The 20,191-nt window shown below is 48.4% G+C and carries 19 protein-coding genes; 16 read left to right on the forward strand and 3 right to left on the reverse strand.

The window, feature by feature from the left end; translation table 11 throughout:
• The first annotated feature begins 17 nt into the window (after window positions 1–17).
• From KPC83_RS00855 to KPC83_RS00880, 6 genes are all read left to right on the forward strand, one after another.
• On the forward strand, window positions 18–653 hold the full coding sequence (locus tag KPC83_RS00855) for a hypothetical protein (RefSeq protein ID WP_216278717.1): 636 nt from the start codon (window positions 18–20) through the stop codon (window positions 651–653).
• 1,415 nt (window positions 654–2,068) lie between these two features.
• Window positions 2,069–3,943 (forward strand): glutamine--fructose-6-phosphate transaminase (isomerizing), encoded by a 1,875-nt coding sequence (gene glmS / locus KPC83_RS00860; protein ID WP_216278718.1) that lies wholly within the window; start codon window positions 2,069–2,071, stop codon window positions 3,941–3,943.
• Window positions 3,944–4,202: 259 nt separating this feature from the next.
• Complete coding sequence (locus KPC83_RS00865; RefSeq protein ID WP_216278719.1) at window positions 4,203–4,514, forward strand: CDP-alcohol phosphatidyltransferase; 312 nt, start codon at window positions 4,203–4,205, stop codon at window positions 4,512–4,514.
• 240 nt (window positions 4,515–4,754) lie between these two features.
• Window positions 4,755–5,240, forward strand: coding sequence for a MarR family winged helix-turn-helix transcriptional regulator (locus KPC83_RS00870; protein ID WP_253201011.1), 486 nt, complete (start codon window positions 4,755–4,757; stop codon window positions 5,238–5,240).
• Entirely contained in the window at window positions 5,233–7,014 is a 1,782-nt protein-coding gene (locus KPC83_RS00875) for an ABC transporter ATP-binding protein (protein ID WP_216278720.1), read from the forward strand. Before KPC83_RS00870 ends, KPC83_RS00875 begins: the two co-directional genes overlap by 8 nt.
• Window positions 7,007–8,905: an ABC transporter ATP-binding protein gene (locus KPC83_RS00880; protein WP_216278721.1), complete on the forward strand. Its 1,899-nt coding sequence runs from the start codon at window positions 7,007–7,009 to the stop codon at window positions 8,903–8,905. Before KPC83_RS00875 ends, KPC83_RS00880 begins: the two co-directional genes overlap by 8 nt.
• Window positions 8,906–9,062: 157 nt before the next feature.
• Here the strand turns inward: KPC83_RS00880 and KPC83_RS00885 are convergent, their stop codons facing one another.
• On the reverse strand, window positions 9,063–10,091 hold the full coding sequence (locus KPC83_RS00885) for a YitT family protein (protein WP_216278722.1): 1,029 nt from the start codon (window positions 10,089–10,091) through the stop codon (window positions 9,063–9,065).
• Between the two features lie 227 nt (window positions 10,092–10,318).
• Between KPC83_RS00885 and KPC83_RS00890 the strand changes: the two genes are divergently transcribed.
• Both KPC83_RS00890 and KPC83_RS00895 read left to right on the forward strand, forming a co-directional pair.
• Window positions 10,319–12,013 (forward strand): phospho-sugar mutase, encoded by a 1,695-nt coding sequence (locus tag KPC83_RS00890; protein ID WP_216278723.1) that lies wholly within the window; start codon window positions 10,319–10,321, stop codon window positions 12,011–12,013.
• A gap of 58 nt (window positions 12,014–12,071) precedes the next feature.
• A complete protein-coding gene (locus KPC83_RS00895; protein ID WP_216278725.1) occupies window positions 12,072–12,311 on the forward strand; it encodes a hypothetical protein in 240 nt (79 codons plus the stop codon).
• 11 nt (window positions 12,312–12,322) lie between these two features.
• Here KPC83_RS00895 and KPC83_RS00900 read toward each other — a convergent pair whose 3' ends face one another.
• Both KPC83_RS00900 and KPC83_RS00905 read right to left on the reverse strand, forming a co-directional pair.
• Window positions 12,323–13,537, reverse strand: a complete 1,215-nt coding sequence (locus tag KPC83_RS00900; RefSeq protein ID WP_253200934.1) for a cysteine desulfurase family protein — start codon at window positions 13,535–13,537, stop codon at window positions 12,323–12,325.
• A gap of 49 nt (window positions 13,538–13,586) precedes the next feature.
• The gene (locus KPC83_RS00905) at window positions 13,587–14,060 is read right to left on the reverse strand and encodes a hypothetical protein (RefSeq protein WP_216278726.1); all 474 of its coding nucleotides are present in this window, start codon (window positions 14,058–14,060) and stop codon (window positions 13,587–13,589) included.
• Window positions 14,061–14,337: 277 nt separating this feature from the next.
• On the opposite strand from KPC83_RS00905, the gene KPC83_RS00910 reads away from it, so the two are divergent.
• The 8 genes from KPC83_RS00910 to mazG all read left to right on the forward strand — a co-directional run bounded on the left by KPC83_RS00910 (window position 14,338) and on the right by mazG (window position 20,178).
• Window positions 14,338–14,772, forward strand: coding sequence for an Hsp20 family protein (locus tag KPC83_RS00910; RefSeq protein ID WP_216278727.1), 435 nt, complete (start codon window positions 14,338–14,340; stop codon window positions 14,770–14,772).
• A 229-nt stretch (window positions 14,773–15,001) separates the two neighbouring features.
• Window positions 15,002–15,271, forward strand: coding sequence for a DUF6110 family protein (locus tag KPC83_RS00915; protein ID WP_216278728.1), 270 nt, complete (start codon window positions 15,002–15,004; stop codon window positions 15,269–15,271).
• A 101-nt stretch (window positions 15,272–15,372) separates the two neighbouring features.
• Window positions 15,373–17,586 (forward strand): heavy metal translocating P-type ATPase, encoded by a 2,214-nt coding sequence (locus KPC83_RS00920; RefSeq protein WP_253200936.1) that lies wholly within the window; start codon window positions 15,373–15,375, stop codon window positions 17,584–17,586.
• A gap of 101 nt (window positions 17,587–17,687) precedes the next feature.
• Window positions 17,688–17,918, forward strand: coding sequence for a hypothetical protein (locus KPC83_RS00925; RefSeq protein WP_216278729.1), 231 nt, complete (start codon window positions 17,688–17,690; stop codon window positions 17,916–17,918).
• An 8-nt stretch (window positions 17,919–17,926) separates the two neighbouring features.
• On the forward strand, window positions 17,927–18,298 hold the full coding sequence (locus tag KPC83_RS00930) for an arsenate reductase family protein (RefSeq protein WP_216278730.1): 372 nt from the start codon (window positions 17,927–17,929) through the stop codon (window positions 18,296–18,298).
• A 44-nt stretch (window positions 18,299–18,342) separates the two neighbouring features.
• Entirely contained in the window at window positions 18,343–18,780 is a 438-nt protein-coding gene (locus KPC83_RS00935) for a hypothetical protein (RefSeq protein WP_216278731.1), read from the forward strand.
• A complete protein-coding gene (yfcE, locus tag KPC83_RS00940) occupies window positions 18,777–19,355 on the forward strand; it encodes a phosphodiesterase (protein WP_216278732.1) in 579 nt (192 codons plus the stop codon). Before KPC83_RS00935 ends, yfcE begins: the two co-directional genes overlap by 4 nt.
• A complete protein-coding gene (gene mazG / locus KPC83_RS00945; protein ID WP_216278733.1) occupies window positions 19,342–20,178 on the forward strand; it encodes a nucleoside triphosphate pyrophosphohydrolase in 837 nt (278 codons plus the stop codon). The genes yfcE and mazG overlap by 14 nt, the downstream gene beginning before the upstream one ends.
• Window positions 20,179–20,191 lie beyond the last annotated feature (13 nt).

Below are 20,191 nucleotides of genomic sequence, written 5' to 3' on the forward strand. Positions count from 1 at the left end.
ATATATTAGGCAGGGAATTGCGTTATCAGAATTTGCTACACGAGTTTTTAGATAATGCTCCAGTTTTGGATTCAAGCCTCTGTAAACGTGCTCCGCTGCTTTCCGTATCTCAACTCGAGTCCATACTTCCAAATTTCAAAAGAAAAAATGGCTACCTTAAACTTGAAGCTGCTCTTAGATATGTTCGAGATGGAGCTGCGTCACCTTTTGAAGCGCAGGCAGCGATATTGTTTGGTTTTTCTTGCTATAAGGGTGGTGCTGGGTTCAGTAATTTTTCTTTGAACCGCCGAATTATACTAAGTAGGCGAGCTAAGCATATGCTTCAGAAGAACTATGTTGTAGCCGATTTGTTATTTGAGCCAAATGATGGTGGTGTTCCCGTTATCGTTGAGTGCCAAAGTAAGCTGATTCATGACAACAAAGCGAGTTACTTGGCTTATGCAGATAGAGCGCTTGCATTAGAAACAATGGGCTATCATGTTGTGCTGCTTACCTATGCCACCATGTCTTCGCTTAAAGCATGGCATTCTGTTGTAGAGCATATTCGTAAGAAATTAAACTATTCCAAGCCTCGTCAGCCGCAAGATTTTGAGTTACGCGAATTAGATTTGCGGCGAAACGTCTTAATTGACTGGAAAACTCTTGGGTTTTAGGAGCAAATGCATCTAATGTACGATTTTCTCGACTAGGGTCAAGTATACTCCACTACAGTAAAGCGTCTTTCCTGCGGAAACGCTGAAAAGTTCGCTTGTACAGACCCCCTATACTTGGACCACAGGGAATAATTCGTACACTAGAGCGATTTGCTTCCAGAAACCCTGAGTTTTCGCAATTTTGTAAAGCTATTACAAGGTATTCCAACACTGCAATTCATTACGGCATGTTACGCAATAGTATAGCTGATGCACTAAACATAAACTACCACCACCATCAAATCAATAAGTTACACCTGTCGTTTTGGCAAAAATAACGAAAAAGTACTCTCTATAACCCAGCGGGTTGATTTTTAGTTGGCAAAACTGCAGGTAGATGAGTTGAGAGTAAGTTGACAACTGTTTCTTTACGCCAAATTAGTCAAAAATGACAGATTTCTGCGTCAAATTGGTCATTTTTGCCAAAACGCAGGTCAAAAGTGTTGCATAGGCATCAAGTGAGAGGCTTTATCGAAGTGGCGGCTGCAACTTATGTAAGAGATTGCACCATACTAGCTCGGTAGCTCGAATTTTGTTCACGAGTCTAAATTGCTTAGGCGATACTAGTCCAAACCTTTTTGACAGAAACGGGCAATTTGGCAGTGTAGAACCCCCGTGGGTTATTCGTTAGTTTTTAAACCTGCAGGTAGATGAGGTGCAGTTTCTCTTGCTATAGGGGGTTTATTGCCAGATTGCCCGTTTTTGTCAGGTTTTACTGCCAAATTGCCCGTTTCTGTCAAAACTGTTATTCCAAGTTGGCGGTGTTTTGAAATCTGCCCATGCAGGAGAGAAACGAGCTACTTTTCAGGAAAAGTGTTTATGAACTACTCTTTTCTTGATTTGCGATTTTGAAAAGAACGATAAGTAGGTGAGAGACTAAGGTATTGTATTCGGAGAATTTTGCGCATCACATTCAGGGAAGGCAATACCTTGGTCTCATCTGAATTGAGAAACGAGCAGTTTTGCGACGCATATGTTCCTAGGTAAACTTTCGAGTAGAAAAGCCCTTAAAACGAGATTTCGCTCTTGTTGCGAAAGGGCTCCGACCCAAACTCTTTTCATCACATACGTGCTGCTTGTGTATGGTGGGATGTGGGGTGAACCGATTGTGTGGGACAGGTGAGACAGAGCTACAGCATAAGGGTGGCATAGCTTTTCTAAGGGAACTTTCGCGTAGCGCAGTTCCCGTTAAAAGACTATGCATCTAACAAATTTGCAAATCAAACGACAGATGCAAGGTTAGAACCACACCCCACACTCCACCTCTGGGAAACAAGCAAGCGCGTATAGTCCTCGCTTGATGCACGAGATTGTCATATCCATACGTTAGCATCTAACTCCGATAACGTTTGCTTAACTGAGTGGAGGAGCATGATATGTGCGGCATAGTTGGTTATACAGGACAAAACCCTGCAGCAAACATACTGGTAACTGGGCTAAAGCGACTTGAATATCGTGGGTACGATTCTGCAGGTGTCGCGCTTGCAGAACGTGATGCCACGGGCACATACACGCTCAACATCATTCGCCGTGTGGGCAAGGTTTCTGGTCTTGAATCTGAGCTTAACGGGCACAGCTCGACTTCTACCTGCGGCATTGGACATACCCGTTGGGCAACACATGGCCGTCCTACGCAGGCAAATGCACATCCGCATATAAGTTGCGATGGCCGTATTGCAATTGTACATAACGGTATCATTGAAAACTTCGCCGAACTCCGAGAGGAGCTTATCCAGCGCGGACACCATTTCTCAAGCGACACCGACACCGAGGTCTTTGCGCATCTTATTGAAGAAGCATACGAGGGTAATGAATCCTCAGGTATCCCTGCTACACACAAGCTTTTGGACGCGCTGCGCATTGCCTGCACGCAAGTGGTGGGTGCTTATGGTGTCGCGGCTATAGCGGCAGATGAACCAGGCACCATTGCTGTTGCTCGCAAAGATAGCCCTATCGTCATTGGTCGCGGCGAGCACGGCAGCTATGTTGCTTCTGACGTTATTGCTCTCATCGATGCAACTCGTGATGTGGTGGTGCTCGAAGATGGTCAATTCGCACTTCTGACACCCAACAAAATCATATATACCGACGACCAAGGCACTCCCATTGAACCAGCCGTCACTCATATTGACTGGGATATTGATTTGGCAGAAAAGGCTGGCTATCCCGACTTTATGCTCAAAGAGATTTTTGAGCAGCCGCGCGTGGTTCGCGATACCTTGGTTGGGCGATTAACAGGGGCGGGTGAGCTCGACATCGACGAGCTTGGACTAAGCTTTGAGGAGCTAAACCTTGTTGACCGCGTTTACGTTATTGCCTGTGGCACCAGCTATCATGCAGGTCTCATTGCAAAAAACCTTATAGAAGCCTGGGCTCGTATTCCCTGCGAGGTTGAGGCAGCTAGTGAATTTCGTTATCGAAATCCAATCATCACGCCGTCTACCTTGGTAGTTGCAGTTTCACAGTCGGGCGAAACAGCGGACACCTTAGCAGCTATTCGAGACGCACGCATTAAAGGGGCAAAGGTTTTTGGCGTTACCAACGTAGTTGGCAGTCCGGTGGCGCGCGAGTCCGACGGCGTAATTTATACTAAAGCAAATAAAGAAATTGCCGTTGCAAGCACAAAAAGCTTTATTGGTCAGGTAGTGAGTTTAACCTTGCTTGCCATGCTGCTTGGTCAGGTAAAGGGAAAGCTCACGACGGGACAAACGCGCATGTTGTTCCGCGAACTCGGCGATACAGCTGAGCATATCCAGACAATTCTCGATACACAACAGCAGGCTATACAAAGCGCTGCTACTGCCTGTAAAGATGCCCCATCGGCACTTTTTGTGGGTCGCGGCATGGGCGCAGCGGTTAGCAACGAAGGTGCGCTAAAGCTGAAAGAGATTAGTTATTTGCATGCTGAGGCCTATGCTGCTGGTGAAATGAAGCACGGTGCTATTGCCCTGATTGAGCCGGGTTTTCCTGTTATTGCCGTTGCCACCAAAAGCGCCGTATATGACAAAGTGCTCTCTAATCTCAAAGAGTGCGAAGCGCGTGGCGCAAAGATTATTGCTGTTGCCACTGAGGGCGACCACGAAATTGAGGCCATTGCCGATTACGTAATTTATGTGCCGCCTACGCGTGAGGCGTTCTCAGCAATTACTGCGACTGTTCCGCTGCAGCTTTTGGCACGCGAGGTTGCACGTTTGCGTGGCTGTGATATTGACCAGCCAAGAAATCTTGCAAAGAGCGTAACGGTTGAATAAGACGGACGGGAAAAAGGAGCAAAAGAGCAGCGTAGAGTGCGGCCAGTCTGACCGGTTTCACTGCGCAAAATAAGCACACTATTACAATTAAATCAGCATAGTTTGTGGCTTTCAGATGATGGAAGCCACATTTTTTACCGCTGCTCGAAAAAATATACCGTCCACCTAATTGTTGTACCCGTAACGCATATTTACGGGTTAAGTAGAGGTATCAGGAAGTCGCGTCAGAACGTATGACGCATCAACCCGAGGAGGCCCCATGGGTGTGAAAGCAGATGAGACGCTAACGGTTAATTTTGAGGAGCTCTTAGCCTACTTGCGCTCAAAGACCCGTGTATTCATGACTGTTGAGGGGCATGAATACTATGTTACCCATACCGATGGATATTGGCGTGTACAGGATTGTGAAGAGCTCAACGAAAAAGGTCGGTTCACCGATTGTTCAGAGTTGGTTACTACACTTTCTGAGCTGGTTGAACTACCGTGGCTTGATGGAAAAAGCCTTCATGATTTGGCTGACTCAGCCAGTTTTTATGAGTCAATTCAGGAAGGGTGGATTTGCCCTGCATAGGCGCTAGCTACAACGTACATGTGCGCGCAACCTGCTACCTGCATGAAAAGAGAAAAAGGAGCAAACGGCGCGTATCCCATATGATGATGTCAAACCGCAACGCCTTGTGGTTTGGCATCATTTGTTTGCCAGTTCTCAGCAAACTCGCTACATAAACACCGACGTCTCGCACTTGACATTTGTTTGGTACCTTACTAGAATCGTTCTCCTTGTGACGAGGAGGAAGATATTTTGAGTGATGTGAGTAAGCGTTTTGACCAACTAGCTGCCGCTGAGCAGCTCACAGAAGCACAGCCCCATGAATCTCTTGAAGAACAGCGTGCCCGTTCTATTTTGGCGCTGATGGGGTTTTGTGGGCACTATCTACATTTTAGGCGGGGCGGGCGTTCTGGTCAGACGCCAATTCTTTGCTTCTTGGCAAAACATGGGGGAGAGTTGTCTCAGCAAGAGCTACGGGCTCAGATTCCCATCAAGCCAGGTTCGCTCTCAGAGATTTTGTCAAAGCTTGAGGTTGCTGGGTTAATTGAACGTCGTAAAAACCCTGATGACCGTCGGCAACTCACGATTAAGCTTACCGAAGAGGGCGCAAAACGAGCAGCGCTTGACCAAGAAGAGCGTGTGCAGTTTCGTCGCCGAGCATTTCAGGCGCTTAGTGAACCTGAGCAGGAGCAGCTCGAAGCTCTGTTAACAAAGGTGCGGCATAGTTGGGAGGACTTGGATGATTAGAACGCTGATAAAGAGCATTCGTCAGTACAGGGGTGTAACTATTGCAACCCCGCTTTTGGTTATGGGCGAAGTTCTCTTTGAAATTCTTATTCCCTTTGGTACAGCGCTCCTTATTGATCGCGTAAAGGCGGGCGCTCCCATTTCTGAGCAGCTGCAGTATGCCGCGATACTGGCACTTTTGTCGTTAATCTCTCTGGCATTTGGCGCTGCTGCAGGTCTTACCTGTGCAAAGGCATCGGTAGGCTTCTCGCGCAATCTGCGACTTGATATGTTTCAAGCCATTCAGACGTATGACTTTGCAACCATTGATAAGTTCTCTCAATCGTCGCTGGTTACGCGCCTGACGACAGATATTCAAAACTTGCAAATGGCCTTTATGATGATTATTCGCACCGCCATTCGTACACCTCTTGTTATTTTGTTCTCCTTCGTTATGGCTTATATCATGGGTGGCTGGGTCTCTTTTATCTTCTTGGCGGTTATTCCGCTCATGGGGCTGTCGATGTTCTTCATTATTTCGAGGGTTAAGGGCATTTTCAAGCGTATTTTCAAGCGCTACGACCGCTTAAATGAGTCAGCTGGCGAGAACCTTTCAGCTATTCGCGTGGTAAAAAGCTACGTGCGCGAAAACTACGAGATTAAAAAGTTTGATACAGCCGCCGAAGAGGTTCGCCTAGACTTTACGCATGCTGAGCGAACTATTGCACTTATGGGTCCGCTTATGAACTTCTTCTGGTACGTTATTATTATATTTCTTTTAACAGCTGGCTCCTACGCCATTATTGACTCGCACGGAACAATGCTTGATGTGGGTCAGCTTTCCAGCATGATTTCCTACGGTGTGCAAATCCTTATGAGCATGATGATGCTTTCCATGGTATTTGCCCTTATTGCTATTGCTGAAGAAGGTGCGCATCGCATTACTGAGGTGCTGACCACCATGTCAGAAATAACCTCACCAGATAATCCAGTTACCCAGGTGGTCGACGGCTCAATTGACTTTGAGGGCGTTGGTTTTACCTATGGTTCTGAAGGCGAGGCCGAGGCGCTTTCGGATATTGATTTACATATTGCATCGGGTGAGACCATTGGCATTATTGGATCGACGGGCTCTGCAAAGTCGAGTTTGGTTCAGCTTATCCCACGTTTGTATGACGTAAGCCGTGGTAGCGTAAAGGTGGGCGGCGTAGACGTTCGCGCCTATGACCTCGACGTTTTGCGTACCGAGGTTGCCATGGTGCTCCAGAAAAATGTGTTGTTCTCGGGCAGCATTGCAGATAATCTGCGCTGGGGCAATGCGGGAGCCAGTGATGAGCAGATTGTTGAGGCTGCGCGCTTGGCTCAAGCCGATGAGTTTATCCAGGGTTTTGATGATGGGTACGAGCACTATATCGAGCAGGGTGGTGCAAATGTATCGGGAGGTCAGCGCCAGCGCCTCTGTATCGCGCGCGCTTTGCTGCGTGAACCAAAGATTCTTATTCTTGACGACTCCACCAGTGCGGTTGATACAAAAACCGACAAGCTGATTCGAGCTGGTCTTAAATCATATCTGCCGCAAACTACCAAGATTATTATCGCGCAGCGTACAAGTTCTGTTGAGGATGCCGACCGTATTTTAGTTATGAACAATGGGCGTATTTCTGCTATTGGCACCCACGAGGAGCTTCTGCGCACCAGTGAAATTTATCGCGAGGTATATCTTTCGCAGACAAAGCAAAGTCATGACGAACATGCAGCAGAACTTGACGATACGGAGGTGTCGCACCATGAGTAATATGCATATGAAGCCCGCAAAAGGCACCGCAAAACGTCTGATGAACATGCTGCGCGAGTTTTATCCCGTGCTATTGCCAACGGTGGGTCTTGCCATTGTGCTAAACGCGCTTGTTCAATCAGCGCCCAATGTATTTATGCAGCGAATTTTGACCATCGTTCAAGAAACTTGGGAGAGTGGCTCGTGGGATGTGGCTGCAGGTCCTATTCTGCAAAACATTGTTATGCTTGGTCTGTTTTATGCATTAGGCCTTATCTGCATCGCCTTTTGGCAGCAGGCTATGGCAATTATTACGCAAGGCTCACTCAAGAAGTTTCGTCTTACTATGTTTGAGCATATGCAAAAGCTGCCGGTTCGCTATTTCGATACGCATCTGCACGGCGACATCATGAGTTATTACACGAACGATATTGATGCCATGCGACAGATGATTTCGCAGAGCCTTCCTATGCTTATGATGACAATTATGACCATGGGCTCCTTGATGGCAGTCATGGTGTATTACAGCTTGCCTATGGCGGTTCTCGTGGTTGGTGGCTCAGCGCTTATGGCATGGACAACCAAGATACTGGGTGGACGTTCGGCAAAAAACTTTATGCGCCAGCAGCAGGCAGTTGCTGAGCTTGAAGGTCATGTTGCTGAGATGATGGCAGGCGAGAAGGTTATTAAGGTTTTTACCCATGAGACCGAGGCAACAACAGATTTTGATCGCATTAATGTGGCATGGGAAGACGCTGCACGTGCAGCAAATAGTTATGCCAATATTTTAATGCCGGTGCTTATGAATCTCGGTAACTTGCTCTACGTTATTGTGGCTATTGTGGGTGGTATGCTTATTTCAGTGCAGGCTCCCAATGTATCTATTTCTGGTTTGCCACTTACGCTTGCTGTTGCTATCCCGTTTCTTAATATGACCAAACAGTTTGTTGGACAGATTGGTCAGATTTCAAACCAAATCAATGCCGTGGTTATGGGCATGGCTGGCGCTTCTCGTATCTTTGAGCTGCTCGATCAAGAGGAAGAGCAGGATGAGGGCTACGTCACCCTAGCCAATATGGCTGTTAAAAACAACGAGCTGGTAGAGTCTCAGGAGCGCACGGGTCTTTGGGCTTGGAAGCATGTGCACCAAAGCGACGGTCGTGTTGAGTATGTACCTTTGCGCGGTGATGTACGCATGGAGCACGTTGACTTTGGTTATAAGCCAGGGCAAACCGTGTTGCACGATGTTTCGGTATTTGCCAAGCCGGGTCAAAAGATTGCGTTTGTCGGAGCTACCGGTGCAGGTAAGACCACCATTACTAACCTCATCAATCGCTTTTATGACATTGCTGATGGAAAAATTCGCTACGACGGTATTAACATCAATAAGATTTGTAAAGCCGACCTGCGTCGGTCTTTAGGTGTGGTGTTGCAAGACGTTAATCTATTTACCGGAACTGTGATGGATAACATTCGCTATGGCAAGCTAGATGCCACAGATGAGGCGTGCATCAAAGCAGCTCAGCTGGCTGGAGCCGATGAGTTTATTCAGCGCTTGCCTGAGGGTTATAACACCATGCTAACCGATAACGGCTCACAGATTAGTCAAGGCCAACGCCAGTTACTCTCGATTGCCCGCGCTGCGGTTGCCGACCCACCGGCAATGATTCTTGACGAGGCAACATCGAGCATTGATACGCGCACCGAGGCAATTGTGCAACGTGGTATGGATGCCCTTATGCAAGGACGAACTACCTTTGTTATTGCGCATCGCCTTTCAACGGTTCGCAATGCCGATTGCATTATTGTGCTCGATCATGGTCGGGTTATTGAGCGCGGTACTCACAACGAGCTTATTGCGCAAAAAGGTTATTATTACCAGCTCTATACCGGTGCCTTTGAGCTTGAGTAGCAGCTTGTATACGTGTGCGCGCAAGGAGGGCTTTGCGCGCATCGTCCGTGCCACCATGCTGCTAAGCTGCTACGTTTGTTGCACTGCTGTATCGGCTATGCCATCTTTACCTATCCAATGTGCTCACAAGGCACACAATCCACGGCCACTCTAGGGACTAGTTCTGGGGTGGTCTTTTTTCGTGCTGGACCATACCGGGTCTAAAACCGGCGTAGCGACGAAGCTTAGCCATTGATGCCAAGAGAGGGTCAACCGGCGGTGTTGCCTTCACTTTTGTGGGAAGCGGTTCGTCAATGCCATCGTGGCGGAAATTGCCAACAAAGTTCTCGTTAGGCATAACATTGATAACCGCCCGCGAATCAACGGAGCGTATGAGCTTAATGGCATCACTGACTTCGTAGGTTGACAAAACTGCATGGATAATACCGACCGGTTCTCCGCTAAAGGCACCCGTTGCATCGATGATGCTTGCGCCGTGGTCCATTTCTTGCGTATAAGCGCGCGCGACTTCAGTGGGTTGTTTGGTGGTCACTAAAAGCACAGAGCGCTGATAGCGATGGTAAAACTCATCGACTGTTTTAGTGGCAATGAATTGGAACACAATTGAGTATGCAGCTGGTCGCCAGCCAAAAATGGACCCAAAAATAAGCAGCATGATGCAGTTGCCAATAAATACTGGTGTCCAAATAGTTTTGCCCGTGCGGTTAGAAACAAACAATGCAATAAAGTCAGTACCAGCGGTTGAAGCCCCTCCCTTTAGGGCAACAACGGTTGATAGTCCAATGAGTACGCCGCCAAAGAGTACTTCAAGAACGGTATCTCCTGGCAAGAGTGCCGGAAATTCAAAGATTTCAAGAAAGAGGCTTAAGAGCGCCACCTGAAGCATTGAGAAAATTACAAAACGCTTTGAGATGCTTTTCCAACATGCGAGAGCCACGGGGATATTGAGTGCAAGCATACCAACCGAAATAGGAATAGAAATTCCAAACAGTGAGGTTGTCCTGTCAATAAGAATAGCTGCGCCGGTAAAGCCACCTGATAACAGATTGGCTGGAATGATAAACGCTTCAATAACATAGGCCTGTAACAAGGCAGACAACACAACACAAAGTGTGGTTACCAGTCGTCTTACACTGGCAAATCGACCTAGCGAAAGCAGGCGTTCATAGAGCTCTATGAGATGCATAAGACCCCCTCATTATGTGTTGCGCTTGCGTTATCTTCCTTGATTTTGGCGGCGATGCCAAGAAGCGATATGAATATGTTGAGCCATGAGTGCAGCGCGGTGTTAAAGCGTAGCGCACCGGCAATCTTTTTTCATCCAGATGGCTAAGCTTTGGTTTCGCCCCCACAAATAGCTAAATTCGTTGTACCATACAGGCAAGTCTATGGTGTAGCGAAAGGACGTCTGACATGGTAGATGTACATGGATTGCTCAACACGTGGTTAGAAAACGTTCAGGATGCCGAGCTGTTGCATGAGCTTGAACAGCTGCGCGATTCTAACGATGACACTGCAATTACTGATGCGTTCTTTAAGGATTTGTCTTTTGGTACTGCAGGCTTGCGTGGCATTATTGGTGCAGGTACCAACCGCATGAACATCTATACCGTTGGCCGTGCAACGCAGGGGTTTGCTGACTATCTCAAAAAGACCTTCGATGAACCCAGTGTTGCCATTGCTCGTGATAGTCGTAATAAGGGCGAGCTCTTCGTGCGCACAACTGCCGCTATTCTTGCGGCAAATGGCATTCGGGTATATCTGTACCCGCAAATTTCTCCGGTACCTACACTGTCGTGGGCAGTTCGCTATCTTGCCTGCTCAGGTGGTATTTGCATGACCGCATCTCATAATCCGGCTGCATATAATGGCTATAAGGTATATGGTCCTGATGGCTGCCAGATTACGAGTGAAGCTGCTGCTGCTATTTCAGATGCTATACATGCAACTGACCCTTTTGCTGATGTATGTATGTGTGACTTTAATCAGGCGGTCAATGAGGGCCGTATCACGTGGATTGATGAGCAGGTTCTTGATGCATATTACGATGCAGTACTAGCTACATCGGTAAGCACCTTAACTCCTCAAGATCGCGCAAAAGCTCCACTTAAGCTGGTCTATACGCCGCTCAATGGTACAGGGCTCATCCCGGTAACCACAGTGCTTGAACGTGCAGGCATTACGGATGTAAGTGTGGTAGAAGAGCAGCGCAATCCTGACGGTGATTTTCCAACATGTTCATATCCAAACCCTGAGATTCGTGAGGCTATGCAAAAAGGTATTGACCTTTGTGAGAAGCTTGGTCCTGATTTACTGCTGGCAACTGACCCTGATGCTGACCGCGTGGGAACAGCGGTTAAGAGCGGTGAGGATTATGTACTGCTTTCCGGCAACGAAATGGGTATTTTGCTGTTGGATTATATTTGCAAAATGCGCGCTGAACAGGGCGAGGTTTTATCCAATAAGGTAGCGGTGACCACGATTGTGTCTTCTGCTATGACTGATGCTATTGCCCAGACATATGGCTTTGAGCTGCGCCGTTGCCTAACAGGCTTTAAGTACATTGGCGACATCATTACGGCTCTTTCTGATGCGGGTACACCTGAGCGCTTTATCTTTGGTTTTGAGGAGAGCTATGGCTATCTCACCGGAGACCACGTCCGCGATAAAGACGCGGTTAATGCTTCGTTGCTCATCTGCGAGATGGCGCAGTATTACAAGCTTCGTGGCATGAATTTGGCTGACGCTATGACAGCGCTCTATGAGCAGCACGGGTATTATCTTAACCGGACGGTAGCCTTATCGTATCCAGGAGCTGAGGGTGCAGCAAAGATGGCAACCCTTATGGCTCATCTACGTACCAATCCGCCAGCAGCACTTGCTGGTATGCCAGTGCAGACCGTGCGCGATTATGCAGAAGGGATTGATGGCTTACCAACGGCTGACGTACTTGAGTTTGACTTAGGCACCGGCAACAAGTTAATTGTTCGTCCATCAGGCACCGAGCCCAAGGTTAAGTTGTATGTTTTTGCAACCGGTGACCGGATGAGCTCAGCAACAGATGCGCTCAATTGTCTTGAAGCGGCTGGTCGCGAGTTGTTGGCATAATTGCACGTTGATGGATACCACACAGTATATAAGCATGTGAGAGAGATACGAGGAAGCCATGAATATAAGGTATGAAAACGTAAAGGACGTGTCATTTGACGTGCGTACACGTGTGTCCGTTGTAGCGCTATGTGCTGTGTGCCTAAGCTGGCTGTTTACCATGCTGCCAACAACTGGTGCTTTACCGTGTGTGGGTGACGACACGTTCTCGTATGTGCTGATTGCGCTTGGTATTGGCGCAGCGCTCATTGTGGCGGCAATCATTCTCAAAATATATAACAAGAAGCATGGTAAGTAGGTCGGTAATCCTTATAGGGTAGAGCCACTGAGCAAGCGGCATCGTTTGATGACGGCAGGAACGTGCTCACACAAATAGGCGGTGTCCTCGTCTGAAATATCATCGGAAAGAGAGAGCCGCAGCGAGCCTCGGTTTTGTCGTGCATCGGTGTACCCTAGGGCACAGATAACATGAGAGGGTTCAGTTGAGCCACTTGCGCAGGCAGACCCTGTTGCTGCAGCTATGCCTGCTTGGTCGAGCATAACCACCAGCAGTTCTGCATCAACATCGGTACATATAAATGAAGCGAGTGAAGGTAGACGATGTGCCCCTGGGCGAGGTCCGCTCAGCTGGGTCTGTTCGTCGGCGTTAAGCACGGCCTGGATAAGTGCATCGCGAGCGACGCTCACGTGATTTGAGCGAACCCCAAGCTCCTTACAGACTTCTACGAGAGCTGCTGTCATGCCAGCCATGCCAGCGAGGTTTTCGGTTCCGGCACGCATGCCATACTCCTGTGCGCCGCCAGCAATAAGAGGCAACATGGGCATGTCACTGCGCACATAAAGCCCGCCTATGCCACAAGGACCATGAAACTTGTGCGCAGAAAACGAAAGGGCATCAACGCCTAGTTGTGTCACATCAACCGGAATATGCCCCAGCGCCTGTACTGCGTCGGTATGAATGCGCACGCCGTGAGCATGAGCGCATGCAGCAAGCTCGGCGATGGGCTCAATGCTTCCCACTTCGTTATTGGCAAGCATGAGTGATACTAAGGCAACGTGATGTTTGTGGTGCTTGAGGGCATTGTCTAAATCGGTTACCGAGATAAACCCCTGCTGGTCAACAGGCAAATACTCAACAACAACCCCTTGTTGCTCAAGGGCAGTACAGCAGTGCAAGACTGAATGATGCTCGATAGCGCTGGTAATGATGACAGGCTGAGCCGTTCTGCCATGCTGCTGCCAGACTTGCTCAGCCGCGCTGCGTAAAATCCAATTGTTAGACTCTGACCCGCCGCTGGTGATATATAGTTCACGCGGACGCGCTTGTATGCACGCTGCAAGTTGTTCGCGCAACTGTGACAGTTTATCAGCAGCTCGTTTTGCAAGGCGATGAATACCGCTGGGATTAGCATATATGTCAGTAAAAAAGGGTTCCATAGCAGTGCGAGCAGCAGCAGAAAGTGGGGTTGTTGCTGCATTATCAGCATAGATATAGCGTTGTTTACAAGAAGAAGATGGCATCATTACAATCTCTTATATCGAGGTTTAGACAACATTGTGCGATATGGACAGCTTATCTAAGAAAGAAAAACCAAAGCGTGAACAAAATAGTTGATACACAGATAAGCAGGGCAAGTATGCCCTTTGTGAGAGTGTCATACCGATGTTGACGCGCTGTGAAAATGGATTTTCCTGGCTTGGGTGTTTCAAGATAGCGGTCAAAGTGAAGTGTACGCCGTTGAGCTGGGCTTTTCTTGGTTGTAAGCGGCCGCCTTGCGCTATGTGTGTCAAATCGTTGCTCTTGAGACTGCGTGCTGTCCGTGTTTACTGAGGGTAGATAGTCAGGGTCACTACTTGCAGTTCCCATGTGCCGCCGCCTACGTTTTTGCTGCTCAAGCGTGGTATATCGATTGATGGTTGTATAGGTGGTTTCATCCTCACTAATAGGTTCTTGAGAGATATGGGGCCGCATACGCTCCCATGAGCGTGGCGTGTGCGCATCATCGCCGCGAGGCATGTTGCTCGTGGTGTGATTGCGTTGCTCCATACACTTCCTTTATCGAGGATACAGATAATGTCATTGTACTGGGAATTGCAGCGATATATGGCATGTAGAAGCAAACATAAGCGCGTTTCCACATATGTGAAGATCTGCTTTATATGAGTTTGCAGACAGTAAGACATAATATCTAAGTCTTTATCACTCATATTTGATGACTTTATGGCACTAAGATAATTTGAATACAAGGGTACAACTTGGGGGATAGTAGGAGTGAACAACCGCCCGGTGCCCCGTAGGGCACCTTTCGTCAAAGGAGATTAACATGACGAGTTTGTATCCGTATCGCTTAGTTTTTGGTATCAATCCACTGGTAAGAAAGTCGCTTTTAAGTGCATTTGACGACATGATGGATTTTTCTGAGTCAACCATTGCAAGCAAAGCTTTTCCTCTTGATGTTGAGGACCAAGGGGAGGCATATGAGGTCACGGCTTATCTAACGGGCGTCTCAAAAGAGAACATTGATATTGAGCTTAACGAGGGTCGTTTGTCTATCTCAGTACGTGTTGAGGAGTCTGAGGAAGATAAAAACAAGAATTATTTGCAGCGTGAGTTTGGCGCATATGCAGCAACACGTGGCGTGTATCTCAAGGATGCGTCAAGCGAGGGTTTGTCGGCGCGCTATGCCGATGGGGTGCTTAGGGTAAGCGTCCCAAAGTTTGTTGAGAAGCAAAGCGTTACGAAGGTCGTTATTGACTAATCATGCTTGGCGTATTGGTGTCCGGTAACCAGTGCCATCACAGCACAAACAACCATGGCATATGCCCAAAAACGATGTGAACCCATAAGCAAACTCCCTTTAGCTTATTTAACAGCAAACATTTACTGCCTTTGTGCCTTAAATTCAGTGTAGACTATCCTACTATAGATGCTAGGAAACAAAAATGCACCTGCTTGATATACAACAGGGATGAAAGGATGAGGTAGAAATGTTTAGCGTATCAAAAACACATGCGTTACTTGTCGGTGCGGGTGTTGTGCTTGGAGCCGTGGGCGTTCAACTTCTTAAAAGCACCTGCGTTCGCAATCTTGCTGTTCAGGGCGTTGCTGCTGGTATGCGTGCTAAGGTCGGATACCAAGACATTGTTGAGCAGGCAAAAGCTGAGGTTGACGATATTGTTGCAGAGGCAGGCTATCTAAACGAGCAGGTTGAAGAGGCTGCTCAGGCAGACGCATGTGCATGCAATATTGATGCGTAGGGTTTTTGCACATCTATAATTTAACAAGGTGAGAGCAGCCGCGGTGTTCCTAGCGACCCGCGGCTGCTTGTCGATAAGGCTTTGGAAAGCGACACCAAATCATGAAGTTTAGTATTGAGCATGAGGTTCCCGGACGTATTCGCGTGAAGCTTCAAGGGCGGGTTCCCACAGCGGATATTGGCGCGCTTACTCGCTTGCTTATGGAGCATTCGGTTATACAGCATGTAAGCGTGTACCCGCGAGCGGCTTCAATTGCCGTGCGGTATTGTGCAGAAAATACCGATGATTGTGCAGACTCATCTGCTCATGAACATGTGCATGCTCTTACTCCACATGCCCCTGACTGCCCTTGCTGCTCTGGTGAGCTGCTTGAAGACCCCTTTGCTAGCATCCCTGGTCGCGCTGAGGCGCTTGCGGCACTTGCTGCAATTAATGCTCATGATGTTGAGATAACGCGACGTGCTTATCCAGAAGCTCAGGTACCGCGCGTGCATGACCTGCTTTTGGATGTTGCATGGCTTCTAGGCACTCATATGGCGCGTCGTTGGTTTTTACCAGCGCCCCTATCATCTCTTTATGCGGTTTGGAGCTACCGCCACTTTATTGCAGAGGCCGCGCGTTCCCTCATAAACGGGCGGCTCGACGTTCCGGTGCTGGATGCCTCAGCTATCGGAATTTCGTTTGTTAAAGGTGACTTCAAGACAGCGGCAGGTACGATGGTATTGCTGCAGCTTGGTGATTTGCTTGAAGACTATACGCGGGCGCAGTCGCAGAATCAGCTTATCTCGTCATTGCTTGATATTCCTGAGTACGCTCAGTTGTTGCCGGATGGCGATGCTGACATGAGAGGAGCTGAAGAATGCCGTGTTCATGCCTCAACGCTTGAAAAGGGGAGCCTGATTGTAGTTCGCACTGGTATGCCCATTCCGGTTGATGGCACGATTGAGCGAGGTCTTGCCATGGTTAATCAGGCTACGCTTACTGGTGAGCCGCTTGCTATTGAGCGGCGCGAGGGAGACGATGTTTTTGCTGGCACCGCAGTTGAAGATGGTGAGATATTTGTACGCGTACGTGCGGCGGCAGAAGATACCAAGCTGCGCTCTATTGTGAGCTTAGTTGAAAACTCCGAGCGATTAAAAGCAGAATCACTTGCGCGTCGCGAAAATCTTGCAGACGCTATTGTGCCTTGGAACTTTTTGCTTGCAGGTCTTGTCGCGCTCACCACACGCAGTCTTGAGCGAACTTCGGCAGCGCTGATGGTTGACTATTCATGTGCACTCAAGTTAACAGGCGCAATTTCGGTGCTTACCGCCATGAGCCAGAGTGCGCAGGAAGGCTTCATTGTTAAAGGGTCTAAACACTTTGAGACCTTTGCTAAGGCTGATACCATCGTTTTTGATAAAACGGGAACACTTACGGCTGCTGCTCCGCAGGTAAAAGAGATTTTAGGATTTGATGGCTGGGAAACCGATGAGGTTTTGCGTTTTTCAGCCTGCCTTGAAGAGCATTTCCCGCACCCCGTAGCGCGTGCTGTGGTGCATGCCGCTGCACAGGCCGGCCTTAAGCATCGTGAGCGTCATGCTGAGCTTGACTACATTGTGGCGCATGGCATCGCGAGCTCACTCAATGGTGCGCGTGTTGTTATTGGCTCTAAGCATTTTGTTGTGCAGGACGAGGGCGTGCTAATTTCTGATGAAGCTGCGGCTCAAATTGCCAATCGTATGACTGGTCTTTCAACGCTGTACCTTGCGGTTGATGGGGAGCTGCGCGGCGTGATTGGTGTTGAGGACCCTATCAAAGAAGGCACGCCAGAGGCTTTAGCCGAGCTCAAGCGTTTGGGGGTCAAGCGTCTCATTATGTTGACGGGCGATAATCAACATGCTGCCCGCCGCATTGCAAAAGAGGCGGGAATTACAGAGTTTCGGGCAAATTTACTTCCTGAGCAGAAGCATACAATCATTGAAGAACTCAGGGCTGAGGGTGCCTGTGTGGTTATGGTTGGAGATGGCGTAAACGATTCGCCTGCCCTGTCTGCAGCCGATGTTGGCATAGCTATGGGCTCAGGCACAGCTATTGCAAAAGAGGTGGCTGACATTACGCTCACTGAGGGCGATTTGTCTTCTTTGGTGGCATTGCGTCGTCTTTCACAAGGTCTTAAAGTGCGCATGGAAAACTCGTTTAATCAGGTTATTGCTATCAATTCAGCATTGCTTGCAGGTGGAATTACCGGCTCGTTAACACCTCAAACCAGCGCACTTATTCATAATGGTTCAACTATTGCGCTCAGTATGAGAAACGCACGAACCTATGAATAAGTGGCAGAAGTTTTGAGTTGAGCTTTGCTCGCATTGCCTTTGTGCATGCGGGGTATGCTGTGAGCAACGGGCGATGGGTAAGTTTTTAGAAGGGAATTGCTATGCGAGCAATTATTACGCCATTTCAGGTGGCAGACTTGAATACTCACCTTGCACATGAGCAGATTGCGGTTAAAGTGCACTTAACTGATGCCTGTGGCGCACAATCGCTGTGGCTTGAAGGTGATGCAAGCCAGTTTGCTGCGGCAGAGGCATCTATCACAAACTTTTTAGCGGATATTCGTCTGACCCCACAGTTCAGTGATGATAAGTCACGCTTTACACTCGTTTAGGAGGCATCATGAACAAACATATCGTATTTCTTGAATATCCAAAGTGCACAACCTGCAAGCGTGCAAAAAAATGGCTGGATGAGCACGGTATCGCTTATATCGACCGCCATATAGTGGAGGAGCGCCCCACGGCTGATGAGCTTGCTGCATGGCAGGCCGCTTCGGGCTTAGCTCCGCGTCGGTTCTTTAACACGAGCGGCATGAAGTATCGCGAGCTTGGCATTAAAGCTCAACTCGATGCTGGCATGAGCGAGGCAGATATGTTTGCACTGCTTGCTACTGACGGTATGCTGGTAAAACGTCCGCTTGTAGTTGTAGATGATGGCGAGCAGGTACTGGTTGGCTTTAAGGAAGATGTTTGGGCGACCAGTTTGCTGTAAGGTGGCTCTCAGGTTTAACAGAGCCTTATTGAGATAGGACAGAGATGTCTCAACTTCAACGCGGATTTCGGATAACAGCGTTTTTGATGATATGCGGAGCGGCTGATTTTATTATCAGCGCGCTGGTACTTGCCAGCTCAGGAGAAAATCTTCAACCTCTTCAGGCGGCGCTACTGTGGTCACTTTCGCTGCTTGAGCTCATGCTTGGCGTATTTGCCGCTAAGGTATCGGCAAATCCTACATGGCTACCTCGTCTGCTGTCTTTGCTGGTAGTTAGCCTGCTATTCAATGTGGCTCATGTGATAGTTGCTGTGCAGTATGGGCAGCTGCTTGTTGCTGCTGCAATGAATGCTCTGATTGTTGTTGCTATGGCATTGTTGGTTCGTTTAATGCGTACTCAGTTAGCGCTGGCGACACATGAGGAGGCACCTGAGTTTGTAGAAGAAGCTGTAGTTGAGGCAGAGACAGACACTACGTTATGAAACTTGTAATTGCTTCTGACATACATGGCTCGGCGTATTGGACTGAGCGCCTCGTTGCTGCAATTCATACTGAGGCTCCTACGCATATTGTGCTGCTCGGCGACTTGCTTTATCACGGCCCGCGCAACGATCTGTCAAAAGATTATGCACCTAAGCGGGTTATCCCTTTATTACGTGAGCTAGCCAATGATTATCAGGTAGTTGCCGTGCGGGGCAATTGTGACGCTGAGGTTGATCAGATGGTGCTTTCGTTTCCCTTGATGTCGGATTTTGCAGAGCTTGTCGATTCAGGGGGACGCAGCTTGTTTTTTACCCATGGGCATGTATTTGGCGCAGGCTATCACAATAGTGTTGATTGTTTGCCACAACTTCGTGCGGGCACTGCAGTTGTATTTGGTCATACCCACCATAAGGTAAATGAAGCTATGGTGCGCTATCCCGAGCTGTGGGCATTTAACCCAGGGAGCGTTTCTATTCCTAAAGATGGGACGCATAGCTTTGGTGTCTATCAAGATGGACAGTTTTCGCATCGTATATTAGGAGAAACCGAGGTAGAAGAGTATGCCGGAATGTAATGCGCACGCGCCTCAGAATGTGCCTGTTGATGTACGCGATGCCTCACAAGCCCTTATAGAAACGGTTTGGCGGCTGCGCCAGCCTGATGGTTGTCCATGGGATCGCGAGCAAACCCATGAAAGTATTGCTAAAAACCTTATTGAAGAAGCATATGAGGCGCTTGACTGTATAGAGCAGGGCGATATTGAGCATTTGCGCGAGGAGCTGGGCGACGTACTCATGCAAGTGGTATTGCAGTCACAGATTGCACACGACCAGCAAGAATTTACTTGCGCCGACATCATGTGTGAGCTTAACGAGAAGCTAATTCGCCGTCACCCTCATGTTTTTGGTGACGTACAAGCAGCAACAGGCGAAGAAGCGCTTAAGAGCTGGGAACAGGTTAAGCTTGCAGAAAAGGCTCAAGCAGCAGAGAAAGGCTTGCATAAAAGTCTTCTTGATGATGTACCGCGCAGTTTACCAGCGCTTATGCAAGCGCAAAAGGTTTCACGGAAAGCCGCATCAGTAGGTTTTGAGTGGGAGACTATCGAAGATATTTGGGCACAGGTAGATGAGGAGCGCTCAGAGTTTTTGGCGGAGGAACCAAAAACTGAAGCCCGCGCTCGTGAGTTTGGTAACCTATTATTTGCACTCGTGAACATCGCGCGGCGTGAGGGGATTGACGCTGAGAGTGCCTTGCGAGCGAGTACGTCAAAGTTTCGGGCTCGATGGGCGCATATTGAAGCGCATGCAGAAGCACGGCACTGCGGCGTCGAAGAGCTTTCAACAGCAGAAATGAATGAAATTTGGGAGCAAGCTAAGCGTTTTGAAGCTGAAGGCTAAAAAATACGTGATA

The sequence above is a fragment of the Collinsella sp. zg1085 genome, from assembly GCF_018889955.1.
Lineage (GTDB): Bacteria > Actinomycetota > Coriobacteriia > Coriobacteriales > Coriobacteriaceae > Collinsella.

What these genes read in the sequence shown, in the direction of transcription:
- glmS (WP_216278718.1), top strand. Translation starts at nt 2,069, where the DNA reads ATGTGCGGCATAGTTGGTTATACAGGACAAAACCCTGCAGCAAACATA.
- KPC83_RS00865 (WP_216278719.1), top strand. Translation starts at nt 4,203, where the DNA reads ATGGGTGTGAAAGCAGATGAGACGCTAACGGTTAATTTTGAGGAGCTC.
- KPC83_RS00875 (WP_216278720.1), top strand. Translation starts at nt 5,233, where the DNA reads ATGATTAGAACGCTGATAAAGAGCATTCGTCAGTACAGGGGTGTAACT.
- KPC83_RS00880 (WP_216278721.1), top strand. Translation starts at nt 7,007, where the DNA reads ATGAGTAATATGCATATGAAGCCCGCAAAAGGCACCGCAAAACGTCTG.
- KPC83_RS00885 (WP_216278722.1), bottom strand. Translation starts at nt 10,091, where the DNA reads ATGCATCTCATAGAGCTCTATGAACGCCTGCTTTCGCTAGGTCGATTT.
- KPC83_RS00890 (WP_216278723.1), top strand. Translation starts at nt 10,319, where the DNA reads ATGGTAGATGTACATGGATTGCTCAACACGTGGTTAGAAAACGTTCAG.
- KPC83_RS00895 (WP_216278725.1), top strand. Translation starts at nt 12,072, where the DNA reads ATGAATATAAGGTATGAAAACGTAAAGGACGTGTCATTTGACGTGCGT.
- KPC83_RS00900 (WP_253200934.1), bottom strand. Translation starts at nt 13,537, where the DNA reads ATGATGCCATCTTCTTCTTGTAAACAACGCTATATCTATGCTGATAAT.
- KPC83_RS00905 (WP_216278726.1), bottom strand. Translation starts at nt 14,060, where the DNA reads ATGGAGCAACGCAATCACACCACGAGCAACATGCCTCGCGGCGATGAT.
- KPC83_RS00910 (WP_216278727.1), top strand. Translation starts at nt 14,338, where the DNA reads ATGACGAGTTTGTATCCGTATCGCTTAGTTTTTGGTATCAATCCACTG.
- KPC83_RS00915 (WP_216278728.1), top strand. Translation starts at nt 15,002, where the DNA reads ATGTTTAGCGTATCAAAAACACATGCGTTACTTGTCGGTGCGGGTGTT.
- KPC83_RS00920 (WP_253200936.1), top strand. Translation starts at nt 15,373, where the DNA reads ATGAAGTTTAGTATTGAGCATGAGGTTCCCGGACGTATTCGCGTGAAG.
- KPC83_RS00925 (WP_216278729.1), top strand. Translation starts at nt 17,688, where the DNA reads ATGCGAGCAATTATTACGCCATTTCAGGTGGCAGACTTGAATACTCAC.
- KPC83_RS00930 (WP_216278730.1), top strand. Translation starts at nt 17,927, where the DNA reads ATGAACAAACATATCGTATTTCTTGAATATCCAAAGTGCACAACCTGC.
- KPC83_RS00935 (WP_216278731.1), top strand. Translation starts at nt 18,343, where the DNA reads ATGTCTCAACTTCAACGCGGATTTCGGATAACAGCGTTTTTGATGATA.
- yfcE (WP_216278732.1), top strand. Translation starts at nt 18,777, where the DNA reads ATGAAACTTGTAATTGCTTCTGACATACATGGCTCGGCGTATTGGACT.
- mazG (WP_216278733.1), top strand. Translation starts at nt 19,342, where the DNA reads ATGCCGGAATGTAATGCGCACGCGCCTCAGAATGTGCCTGTTGATGTA.